4 protein-coding genes and 2 pseudogenes are annotated in these 12,153 nt (G+C 64.5%); 2 read left to right on the top strand and 4 right to left on the bottom strand.

The window, feature by feature from the left end:
• Positions 1-882 precede the first annotated feature (882 nt).
• Positions 883-1,908: pseudogene (locus ACFZDJ_RS51125) on the top strand (ISAs1 family transposase); the annotation flags it as partial.
• A gap of 210 nt (positions 1,909-2,118) precedes the next feature.
• Here the strand turns inward: ACFZDJ_RS51125 and ACFZDJ_RS51120 are convergent.
• From ACFZDJ_RS51120 to ACFZDJ_RS51110, 3 genes and pseudogenes are all read right to left on the bottom strand, one after another.
• Entirely contained in the window at positions 2,119-3,765 is a 1,647-nt protein-coding gene (locus ACFZDJ_RS51120) for a PQQ-binding-like beta-propeller repeat protein (RefSeq protein ID WP_391069856.1), read from the bottom strand.
• Positions 3,766-3,803: 38 nt separating this feature from the next.
• Entirely contained in the window at positions 3,804-4,445 is a 642-nt protein-coding gene (locus tag ACFZDJ_RS51115) for a hypothetical protein (RefSeq protein WP_391069854.1), read from the bottom strand.
• 910 nt (positions 4,446-5,355) lie between these two features.
• Positions 5,356-6,729: pseudogene (locus ACFZDJ_RS51110) on the bottom strand (IS1380 family transposase); the annotation flags it as partial.
• Between the two features lie 637 nt (positions 6,730-7,366).
• Between ACFZDJ_RS51110 and ACFZDJ_RS51105 the strand changes: the two are divergent.
• A complete protein-coding gene (locus tag ACFZDJ_RS51105) occupies positions 7,367-9,796 on the top strand; it encodes an FAD-binding protein (protein ID WP_391069852.1) in 2,430 nt (809 codons plus the stop codon).
• Between the two features lie 161 nt (positions 9,797-9,957).
• On the opposite strand, the gene ACFZDJ_RS51100 is transcribed toward ACFZDJ_RS51105, so the two are convergent.
• Positions 9,958-11,334: an IS1380 family transposase gene (locus tag ACFZDJ_RS51100; RefSeq protein WP_391069850.1), complete on the bottom strand. Its 1,377-nt coding sequence runs from the start codon at positions 11,332-11,334 to the stop codon at positions 9,958-9,960.
• Between the last annotated feature and the right edge of the window lie 819 nt (positions 11,335-12,153).

The raw sequence follows: 12,153 nt of genomic DNA, 5'->3' as shown, positions 1-12,153 counted from the left end.
GTACCTCCTGTGGGGGATTGCCAGGCGTGGGCGTGGCCATCGCAGGGGCCAGTTCCGGGCGGAGATCGACGGCGTGACGCAGGAAGCTGCGCTTCGAGTAATAGGTGTGCTCGGTCGCCCACCCGCGGGAGGAGAGCTGGCCGCGGAGCCAGTCGTTGATGCGTTCCATTTCGTGCAGGACCTCGTCCTGGTCATGGCCGGGGACGCTGCGCGAGCGGAGGTACTCCAGCTCGCACTGGGAGAGCACCACTTCGGAGGCTGCCAGGAGCGAGCAACGGTCGAGGAAGATGCCGTAGATGTGGCCGGTGCGCATCGACTCGCACTGGATGTCGTAGCGGACGCGTTGGAAGGGCGGCATGGCCCGGACCAGGGCCTCGGCGTAGTCGCATGATGTCCGGTTCGTGATCATGTAACTACGTCGAAGCCCTGCCGCGTGCGGGCGTGGACCGGCTGCCATTGATGAGTCGCGTCGGGACCGGTACAAGTGACGGGTGACAGAACCTCTTGCCCCCCGCCCAGATGGCCGCGTCGCCTCAAAGACGGCAGGGTGGACCAAGCAGTCAGCGGGTGCGACGTTCGCCGCCGTCGCAGCATTCTTCATCGCTCGCGACGTCACGTTCGGGTTCTTCAGGCAGGCGCTGCCCGACTGGGCGTACACGGCTACGTTCCTCGCGGGATTTGCTGTGTCGGCTGTCGCCTACGGCCTTGCCGTGCTGTGGCTCAGGCGATTGCCCTAGGAAGGCTCACGACAGGCTTCAGCGTCGTTGCAGGAGTCTCACGGTTCGTGACGATCCGCCAGCCCGGCGGTCATCCGGGAACGTGACAAGCACGGGCTCCCAAGATCATGGAGTTCTCTACACCCCGTGATCCGAGTGGAAGTCCGTGCCTGCCGACGCATCATCGCCGATCCCACCCGCTCTTGACCAACTCCGCGATCAGTCACGGCTCGCACCCGCAGAAGTGCCGGGCCTGCTGGAGCGGCTGGCTGAGGTGCCCGACCCGCGTGATCCGCGCGGGGTACAGCACGCCTTGGTCGTCGTGCTCGCCCTCACCGCGTGCGCGGTCCTGGCCGGGGCAAGGTCGCTGCTGGCGGTCGGCGAATGGATCGCCGACGCGCCGCCGCCGGTGCTCCAGGCCATCGGCGCATCTCCCGATCCGCTCTTCCCCAAACGGCTGCTGCCTGCGGAATCGACGGTGCGCAGGCTCCTGGCCCGGATCGACGGCGACGCCCTGGACCGGGCTGTGGGCCGCTGGCTCGCCGACCACCGCCCGCCCACCGCGGGCGGGCTGCGCGCACTGGCGGTGGACGGCAAGAGCCTGCGCGGAGCCGCGAAGGCACACGGCCGGAAGATCCACCTGCTCGCCGCCCTCGACCACACCATCGGCCTGGTCCTGGCCCAGCTGGACGTACACGAGAAGACGAACGAGATCACCTGCTTTCAGCCGCTGCTGGAAGGCATCCCCGACCTGGCCGACACCGTGGTCACCAGCGACGCGCTGCACACCCAGCGCGAGCACGCCACCTACCTCCTGGACCGCAACGCGCACTACATCGTGATCGTCAAGGGCAATCAGAAGAAGCTGCGCGGGCAACTGAAGTGCCTGCCCTGGAAACAGATCCCGCTTCAGGGACGCACTCGCAGCGCCGGCCACGGACGCTCCGAGATCCGCCGGATCAAGGCGTGCACCGTGAACAACCTGCTCTTCCCCGGCGCCCGCCAAGCCCTCCAGATCAAGCGCCGCCGCACCGACCACACCACCGGCAAGACCACCGTGAAGACCGTCTACGCCGTCACCAGCCTCACCGCCGAGCAGGCCACACCCGCGCAACTCGCGTCCCTCGTGCGTGACCACTGGAAGGTGGAAGCCCTGCACCACATCCGGGACACCACCTTCACCGAGGACGCCTCCCAACTGCGCACCGGCAACGCACCCCGCGCGATGGCGACCTGGCGCAACCTGGCCGTCGGAGCACTGCGACTGACCGGCGTCACCAACATCGCGGCTGGCCTGCGCCGCAACACCCGCGACGCCCAACGCCCGCTCGTCCTCCTGCGACTCGCGTGATCACGAACAGGACATCATGTGACTATGCCGAAGCCCTGCCCAGCGTGCCTTTCAGCGAGCTCCATTCGCAACAGTTGCGGCGGCGTCCTCGGTGAGAGCGTGATCGGTCGGTGTCGTAGTGACACGCAAGACAGCGGTACCGAGGCGAACGTAGACTGGATAAACATCACCACTTGGCAGTTGCTCCGTGTAAGCGATGCGATTTGAGGAGAGCTTCTTTATCTCTCCCCCCTGACTCCGGGCCAGAGCAGTACGCGAGCGCATCATTTGCTCAGCCCCTCTCTCCGTCGGTGCAACCCATTCGATCGACAGGCGAATCAATGGCCCGACACCCTGGGTAGGGACATAGGTACAAGTCGCAGGGTGGGGGAGTTCGACCCCAAACACGCTTCGGTGACGGGGAACCGATTTGTAGTCAACCTTACGGGAAAGGTCCCCTGCTGGCAGTAAGCTGCACGCGTCGGGCCAGCTAGTCGGCCGCAACCCCGCCAGTGCAGGATATCGGCTTTCTCGTGGAGGAGTGGCGCGGTAAGCGGTGATAACACTTACGTTCTCGTCAGTTCCGTTTGGGCGGTACTTGTATTCCACTGATTCCTGCGTAACTAGATACTCACCGTCGACCCCGATCAGATCTGTATGGAAAAGGCTTCCAGGCAAAGGGATTTGCGAATTCTGACCATCTTGGGTCGCGATCTGCTCTACGAATGCCGGCATGGGCCAGTCCTGGTCAGCCTGACCAATCAAATAACTTCCCCACGGCTCCAATGAGCGCGCATAAGTCTCCTTGGTCCATATAGTTTCCCCGCTGGCGGTATTGATCGCAAGCAGCGGATGGGGGTCGTATTCATCAAGGCTTAGATCCCACATTTTCGCATAGAGGATAGTGCCCTGCCGCAAGAGTGTCCAAACCATACCCGCTCCGGATCCTATTTGGCGCCCCGTTGCAGAGTACAAGTGATGCGCCCCCGTGAGATTCACAGCAACGTCTCCGGCGCGTGATGCCACCAGGTCCAGGGAGTTCTGATCTCCAAGAGGGTCATAATCGGTCGGATCGGTTGACGTGCGCACTTGGCGATGCCAGCGCGTGGTGCCATGAACGGCATCCACTGCATTCAGTGTCGCAATGCCTCGCAGTTTCCGGTCCCACGTGAGGACAAAGAAGGTTCGATCGCCATGCGCGAACTTGGCGGAGGTCGACGCACCGCTCCGTGGCACCCGCAGGCTCCACAAGGGAGCTCCCGTATGCACTTCGTAAGCGAACGCTTCCACTGGAAATGAGCCGTAGAAAATTACGGCCTGATTCGTGAGGGCTATGGCTGGCGTTAGTCCTTGATTGTGTCGAATGCTTCTCTGCCAGACTCTCTTACCGGTTCCTACCTCGTAACCGCTTAGAACAATAAGGTCATGGGCCTTCCACGACACGACCAGTGTCGAGCCCACGATTCCTACCTGCTCGGCTTCTGATTCTTGCTGATCGCCATCCGGGTGGATCTCCGCCGCTTGTCGGCCTGTCTCAAGCTTGCGTATTGTCAGACCTCTCCCGCGCGGACTGGGAGTCACAAGGTATCCATTCGATGCATGGATTGGAGCGACTTTCTCGTGCTTCACCGTTATATGCCATGCCTCACGCAAGCCAGGAATGATCTGACGATGCGCAGTAGAGAGATCTCCTTGCAATGCCCAGGACAGCAGGGCCAAGGATATGAGTAACGCCCAAGCGCCTATCCAACGAGTCATTACGAGCAATTCTTCAGGAGTGATAACTTTACACACCATTGACCCGGTGGCGCCTGGACCCAGGCGCCACCAACTTCTTCAAAAACCTGCCGGTAGTTACTTGCCTTACTCTCACGGCCGGTCAGGCGAAATGCACTCTCTCCTTCCGGGTGGATAATTACCTCTTTAGCCTTATCGTCGGCCATTACAGTTACAAGAATGTCAAATTCATACGACGCCTTCTGGGCCGTTAAGGTCATGGAGATGGTTGTGATTTCACCACGTGACAATTCGATCTGGCGTTGGCGAAAGTAATTTTCACTCGTTTTACCTGTCGTGGAGAAGGCGGGGCGTCGCCGATCCAGATCGGCTGTGAGTGGAATTGTTTCGACCTCTCCGGCTGTTGCTGGAGTAAAGTAGGCTCCGGTCCATTTTTCACGCTTTTCGCGAATGCGGGGCCGCATATCCACCACGCGCACCTTGCTGCGTCCCCCCTCCAAAACCGCACTGATCGTCACCTGGTTTACCGGAGCGGCTCGCTTTTTTCCCAGAAAGTCCATCCACTCCTCCTCGGAAGCGGCATTCGCCAGCACCGCTCTTTCATCGACAGCGGTTACGGCCGACCTCATCGCAACCGGACCTTCATCGATGCTGGTGGTCACGTGCAAGATTTTCAGCGGTGGTGCCCCGATACCCCGGTCGATTAGGTCTGGTGCGCTGTTTGTAAACCAGCCACCCAGCAGAGCTGCGATGACTGTCCCCGCCACGGCTGCGGATACGCCAGCCAGCCACAGCTTCACCGCGCCCCTTGCTACCGGAACCGGCTCGTTGGGAGGGGCAGGCGGATTGTTGGGAGAGGCGTCCGGCCCCGCTGCAGCAGGTTGAGGATCGGTAGGCGCCGCTGAGGACACGTCCCGGTCCGGCTCGCGACGAGGCGCGCTTCGATCACCTACCGGAACCGGCTCGTTGGGAGGGGCAGGCGGATTGTTGGGAGAGGCGTCCGGCCCCGCTGCAGCAGGTTGAGGATCGGTAGGCGCCGCTGAGGACACGTCCCCGTCCGGCTCGCGACGAGGTAAATGTTGATCACTTGCCGCTGAAGGATCTTGCACACGCCCCCCTGAGAGCATGGCGATTGCTCGTTCCCGAGATCCCAGGGTAGGCCACATTCAGCGCCGTGGACCTGTCTAGGGGTGGCGATAGGAGCAGGCGGTCCAAACTGATCATAATCTGCAAGAGATTGCTCAAGGTCGACCGCATTTCGACTGGCTGAAAAGCCTCGGTGCCTGCGCGAGCTATATGCCTTGTCCCCGGCAAGAGCACTCGGGTCGGGTGTGCGGTCGTCCGACTTCAGGTCTGGTATTCCGGATGCGTTTCAGCAGCAGTATGAGCTGTGGGCCAATCACCCGCTAACCTCGATCTTGCATGACGGTCCGTCGGTTTCTCCGGCGGGCCGTTTCTCTGTCGCGGGCTGGTCGTGAGAATGGTGGTGGCCCGGCTGTCGCGTCGGGTGGGCGCCGGGTTCCACTGCTCCGGTGGGGTGATGCTGTCCGCAGGGACTCGAAAGTGCTGGTCAGCCGGGGTTCGGCAGGGCTGGAGCCGGTCGGCCGCTGCGGTGATCACGTCGGTCCAGGGCCAGTGCGCCGCGAGGCGGAGGTAGCGGCGGCGGCCGGTGGTGACGAGTTGCGCGGCGGCTGAGAACAGGCGGAAGCGAAGCTGCTTGGGTTCCCAGCGGCGAGTCTTGCCGGTCAGGGCGAGCATCGGCATCCAGGCCAGCAGGTCCAGGGCGAGCTGGACGATCTCCAGCCAGATCTGGTTCTGGGCGAGGCCGTGGAGCGGGAGGTTGCGCAGGCCGGTGGAGCGGGCGTCCCGGATGCGGTCCTCGCAGCGGGCGCGCTGGCGGTGGCGCAGTTCGAGCCCGGCGATCGCGGTGCCGGGGGTATTGGTGGCGAAGCAGGTCAGGCGCATGCCGTCGGCGTCGGTGAAGCGGAGTTGGGCTCCGGGGTGCGGGCGTTCCTTGCGGACGATCAGCCGCATCCCCTTCGGCCACCCTTTCAGGCAGTCCCCGCCGATCTCGGCCACCCAGGCGCCGTCGCGGACCTCGCCGCCGGGCTCGACAGCCGGGGTCCAGGCCGATGCCGGGACCTGCAGCACGGTCTGGTGAATGGTGTCGGTGATGGTCATGCCGACCGAGTACGACAGCCACCGGCCCCGCGCCGCGAGCCAGTTGACGAACTCGTGGGTACCGCCGCCGGAGTCGGTGCGGATCAGTGTGCGGCGCCCGCGCCGGAACCTCTTCGGGAGCTGAGCCAAGGCCAGTTGGGTGGCGGTGATGTGGTCGGCGGCGGTGTTGCTGCCGGCGTTCCCCGCTCTGAGCAGGCCCGCCACCGGCTCACCGGTGCCGCCCGCCCCGTGGTCGACGAACCCCATGATCGGATGGTGGCCGAACGTCCGCTTCCAGGTCGCCGCGGCGTCCTGCTTGTCCGAGTGCGCGATCACCAGCACCCCGTCCAGGTCCACGATCACCTGTCCGCCCTGGTTGGGGGCGGCTTCCCCGGCCAACGCCCAGACATGTTCGCGGACCTGGGCGCGGGCCCGGCGGATCGCGGCCAGCACGTGCTTCCCGCTGCCGGCAAGCGTGTCGACCAGACGGGAGATGGTCGGGTCGGAGGCCACCGGCCCGAACACTGCCGGCTCGGCCCGCAGCATGGCGACACCGGACAGACAGTCCCCGCCCAGCGCCACCGCGAGCGCCACATCCAGAAGGATCTTGCCCGGATCGTGCACGGCCCGCTGCTTGCGCCATGGCGCCAACGCCGCTGATATCGCGCTGTCCAGCCCGGTCTTGCGGACCGTCTCCGCCAGCAGCACGGAGCCGGTCTGAGAAACCACTCCCCGGGCATCGCCCTCGACACGGACACGGGGGTACGACCCGGTAGTCTTCTTCACCTGAGGAGTGCAGCTTTCCTGACGACGACATGGACCCTAGACAAGTCCCATCGTCCCAGGCCAGATGCGCTCCTCACTTATTTGATCAAGCATCGGACACCCGCAGTCGCGAAAGCGCGAGGCTAGATCCTGGATGCCGGGACCGAGCCCAAGCACCGCGAGGGCATGCGCCAACGGCTCAAACAGCAGGGTCTTGATCTGGGCTTCCAGGGCGCGGCGCTGGTCCAGGATGGCGGCGAGCTGGCGGTCGAGGGAAGGTCCGATAGTGTGGTAATGACGGTGCAGCGCACTACCACGGTCTGTTCGTCGAGCGCGGTGCAGATGTCCTGGACGAGGCGTTCTGCCATGCGGGGCGCCAGCGGTCTGAGCAGGTTGAGGAGCTGGCGTCTGCCGGCTTTGCAGATGGCGGCGAGTCGAAGCGCTCCAGCAGGGCCAGCACGGCCGGATGGTGGACGCGCAGGCCCGACTTCGTATCGCGCTGCAAGCTCATCAGTCGATGTCCCGCTGACGGATCGTGCACGGGCCATTCCGCTTCACCTCGCTTCGTTCAGACGATGGCGGAAGCGCCCCTGCTACTCAGCCCGTCCCACGGCGACCAGAACGCCAAACGACATGCGATCTCCAACGGGAGTACGCCATGACGCTCAACCAAGGCCTGAGTATGCAAATAGATACCCCATCGCCGGACGAGGAAATCCCTGTCGGTGTTGACTTCATGGTGAGCGGGACAGCCGTCGGCGCCGAGCCGGACTCCCTCAGGTCCGTGACCGTGCAAGTGGACACACAGCCGCTGGTGACCGCGCTCCTGTCGCACCTCCCTCCGCAATTTCCTGGTGCCTTCGCTTTCAGGGCCACCGTGCGCCTGAGCAGCCCCGGTGAGCACCAGGTCAAGGCGACCGCAACGAGCTCCTCGGGTAGCTCGGTCACTGGACAGGTCGCAGTGGCCGCACCTGACACCAGCCACTGCCGGGCTGGCGTGGAGTGGGACAACTACCCCGCGACGCAGAGTCTCGTACCCTACTCGACCTGCACGCCGCAGACTCTCGCTGGCGTCGTGGCCGTCGTTCGGGAAGCCGAAATGACTGGCAAGCACGTTCACGCCTTCGGTAGCAAGTGGTCTTTCTCGGACTGCGCGTTCAGTTTTGACTACGTTCTGGACACCAGGCGGCTTAATCAGCCACTACAAACGGTGAAGCGCGCGCTACGACCGGGCCAGTCGTCGCTGCTCTACCACGTGGAAGCGGGGATCACTGTCCGAGACCTCTACACCAGCCTGGACCGGGAGGGTTTCGCGCTGGAGACGATGGGCGGCGCCAGCGGACAAACCCTGGCTGGCGCGGTCAGTACAGGAACGCATGGCGGCGACAAATTCATGCCACCCCTTGCCGACAGCGTTCTCGCCATGCACATGGTCGGTGCTGGCGGTGTCCAGTACTGGATCGAACCATCGTCCGGCATCACGGATCCGGCCCGGCTACAGGCACATGTCGTGCCGGATGTCGCCGCTGAGAATATCGTCTACGACGACGAGACATTCAATGCATGCCTGGTCTCGCTCGGCTGCATGGGTGTCATCTACGCGCTGGTGTTGCAGGTTCGCCCGAAATACGACCTTGTGGAAACGACGACCGAAACGACGTGGCAAGCATTCCGGGACAGTGCCGCCGCCGAGCTGGCCAATACGAAGAACCGCTTTCTACAGGTGCTCGTGAGCCCCTATCCCGACGCCAGCAGCGGCAACAATCTATGCCTCGTGACGACACGATACGAAGAGGCCGTCACCAAGCAGGCTGAGCGCCCGCAGGGAAACGTTGAGGCCGCAGTCAGACGCATGATCAACGATCTCAGCAAACCCGCGAAGCTCATACTCCACTACCATGACGTCTTCAAAAACGGCGGGCTGCCCAACGAGCAGCGCCTGGCAATGATAGTCCACGGAATCCTCACCTACACCCCGGATCAGCGTCCCGTGCTAGTCGCGCATTACGATAACCTCCTGCGAGCATTCTGGCCGGCTGGGGAGTGGAGGGGCACCAGCTACTCGGTGATGGACATCGGCTACTCGAATCCCATTCCAGCGACCCAGCCCGGGTACTCCATCGAACTGTTCTTCCCATCGATGGACTTGATCAGCCGGTTTGTAACTAGCGCTATGGAGGTCATCAACGGCGCCACGGCAACGTTCTTGACTGGCTATGTCTCCCTGCGATTCACCGCAGCGACCCGCGCCGCCCTCGGTATGCAGCAGTGGCCCACCACCTGCGCGGTGGAGATCACGATGATCCAGGGAGTCCCGGGCGACCTCCAACTGATGACTGAGCTCTACCGGTTGGGCATGGATTGGGGAGCGCTCCCGCACTGGGGCCAACTTATCGATCTTGGCATCCAAGGCGCCGGGCGAGTCCATCCGCAGTATCCGCAGTATCCGCAGTGGCGGCATGTCTACGCGAAGATGTCGAACAACTTCGCCGCGCGAACCTTCGAGAACGGACTATCGGCCCGCTGGAACCTGACTACACCGAACGACGCGATGTTTATCGCGCAGGCCGTGCCCAAAACCATGAGGGCAGGTGAGTCACAGCAGGTCACCGTGACGATGCAGAACAGTGGTATTTCCACGTGGAGGGCATCACAGAACCCGTTCCGTCTCGGTTCGCAGCGCCCACAGGACAACAACGTGTGGGGGCTGAACAGGCGAGACGTACCCACGGAAGCGGCGCCCGGCGCGACGGTGGACTTTTCGTTCGACATCATCGCCCCGCAGGTGCCGGGATATTACGAGTTCCAGTGGCGCATGGTCGAGGAGTGGATCGGATGGTTTGGCGAATACACCCCTAGGGTGACCATCGGCATTTCCCCGCCAGCGGGACGCACGATGGTGCCTGACGTCATAGGGCTGAGCTCGGATGCGGCCAGCCATTGGATAGTCGATGCTGGCCTAAGGCCGACGTTCACCGGGTCCGACTACCCGGGCGCATGGGTATTCGCCCAGACCCCCGGCGGCGACACGGTGGCGGATGTCGACAGCACCGTCAGCATGGCCCTGCGCACTGGCCCGGTGCCCTAGCCTCGAAGTTTCGTGACGGTCCGCCGACGGCGTCGGTGGACCGTTTTCGTGCCGTGGGCTGAGGCTGTGGAGGCCGAAGACCCGAGCGTCGCCTCGGGATGGCGCCGGATTCCACTGCTCCGGGTGTTGGGGTGCTGTCGAAGGGACGGGGAATCCGCTGGTCAGCCAGGGGCGGGCAGTCGGGTGAGCCGGTCGAGGGCTGCGGTGAGGTGACCGGTCCAGGGCCAGTGCCGGGCCAGGCGGAGGATTCGCCGACGGCCGGTGGTCACGAGCTGTCCGGCCGCGGTGAACAGGCGGAGCCGTAGTCGGCGGGGCTCCCAGAGCCTGGCCTTGCCGGTCAGGGCGAGCATCGGCATCCAGGCCAGCAGGTCGAGAGCGATCTGCACGATCTCCAGCCAGATCCGGTTCTGGGCCGTGCGGTGCAGGGGCAGGTTGCGCAGGCCGGTGGACCGGGCGGCGCGGATGGGGTCCTCGGCCCGGGCCCGCAGCCGGTGACGGAGCTCGAGCTCGGCAATCGGCCGGCCCAAGGTGTTGGTGGCGAAGCAGGTCAGCCGCATGCCGTCCGCATCCGTGAGCCGCAACTGGGCCCCGGGGTGCGGTCGTTCCTTCCTGACGATCAGCCGCATGCCCTCCGGCCAGCCGTCCAGAACGTCGCCGGTGAGTTCAGCGACCCAGGCGCCGTCGCGGATCTCGCCGTCCGCGTCGACGGCCGCCGTCCAGGCCGATGCCGGAACCTTCAGCACATGCTGGTGGATCGCCTCGGTGATCACCATGCCGACCGAGTAGGACAGCCATCGTCCCCGCAGAGCGAGCCAGGCGACGAAGTCGTGGGTGCCACCCGCGGAGTCGGTCCGGATCAACGTCCGGCGCCCGCGCCGGTACTTCTTCGGCAGCTGGGCCAAGGCCAGTTGAGCGGCGGCGATGTGGTCGGTGGCCGTGTTCGATCCCGCGTTGCCTGGTCTGAGCAGGGCCGCGACCGGTTCACCCGTGCCGCCTGGTCCGTGGTCGACGAACCCCATCAGCGGGTGGTGGCCATAGGTTCGCTTCCACGTGGGCGCGGCGTCCTCCTTGTCCGAGTGTGCGATCACCAGCACCCCGTCGAGGTCCACGGTAACCGTCCCGCCCGCATCAGGCGCTTTCCGGTCGGCCAACCGCCAGACACGTCGGCGCACTTCAGCCCGCGCGGCACGAATGGCCCGCAGGGCCTTCTCCCCGGAGACCGAGAGGGTGTCGATGAGCCGGGAGACCGTCGGGTCGGAGGCCACCGGCCCGAACACGGCCGGCTCGGCCCGCAGCATGGCGACATCCGCGAGGCAGTCCCCGCCCAGCGCGACCGCCAGAGCCACGTCCAGCAGGATCTTGCCCGGATCGTGCACCGCGCGAGGCTTCCGCCACGGCGTCAACGCCGCTGATATCGCGGTGTCCAAGCCGGCCTTACGGACGGTCTCGACCAGCAGCACGCCCCCGGCCTGCGAGACCACCGTCCGGCCGCCGCCCTCGATGCGGACACCCGGGTACGACCCGATACGCTTCTTCACCTGGAGAGTGCTTCTTTCCGTGCAGCCAACAGGACCCTAGACAAGTCCCATCATTGCAGGTCAGGAGCACTCTCGGCTTATTTGATCAAGCCTCGGACACCCCAACTCGTGAAAGCGCGAGGCTAAGGGCTCGCAGCCCCGGCAGCAACCGGCCGACCTCACAAAAAAACGACGGCGATACCGGGCGCGGCTGTCCCGCGTCGGCAACCTTCGCGGTGAGCGTATCGCTGCCGGGGCCGTGGCCAATGACGCCGAACTCCGCAGTGTGCCGCCCTCGGGGGTCTTCTGAAGGGTTACGTGGGTGAGGCGTGGGTTCCGTGGCAGTACTGGACATGGAGCCTCTGCGCGTTGGAAGGGGAATCCGCTGCGGGCGGGTTCGCATCCTGTCCTTGATCTGGCGCGAGTCGTCCTCCAGGTCTTCAGTGCGATCCTGCCGGGCCTCATTGAGGCCGAGTTGAGGCCGCAAGGACAGGAACAGACTGACAAGGGCTGAGGAGCACCCACATGGATAGCCCCATCTGACCTGCGAAAACGTCAAGGATGAGCGTTGATCGGCAAGGGCCGCCAAGATCCTCGAAGGACTCATAATCCGTCAGCCGCGGGCTCGAGTCCCACCCGCCCCACCCTGGCAGGGCTGTGACCTGCGGAAATTCCCCTCGTGAGGTGTCGGACCGTCAACTTTGGCTCAGCGGACTGAATCCGCTGCTCATGACTTTGGAGTCCGGCGACGCTCGGGGGAGCTCCAACCCCTCTGACCTGCGGCGCAGTAGATGATCAAGGCTGCTGCCGAGCTCCGGGATGGCTGCCCTGAGGCTCGAT

This window comes from Streptomyces sp. NPDC007896 (assembly GCF_042959425.1).
Taxonomy (GTDB): domain Bacteria; phylum Actinomycetota; class Actinomycetes; order Streptomycetales; family Streptomycetaceae; genus Streptomyces.
The sequence above is the reverse complement of the archived record's forward strand: the minus strand, read 5'-3'. Positions and strand labels throughout refer to the sequence as shown.

Coding starts and splice junctions, on each gene's coding strand:
- ACFZDJ_RS51105 (WP_391069852.1), top strand. CDS start 7,367: ATGACGCTCAACCAAGGCCTGAGTATGCAAATAGATACCCCATCGCCG.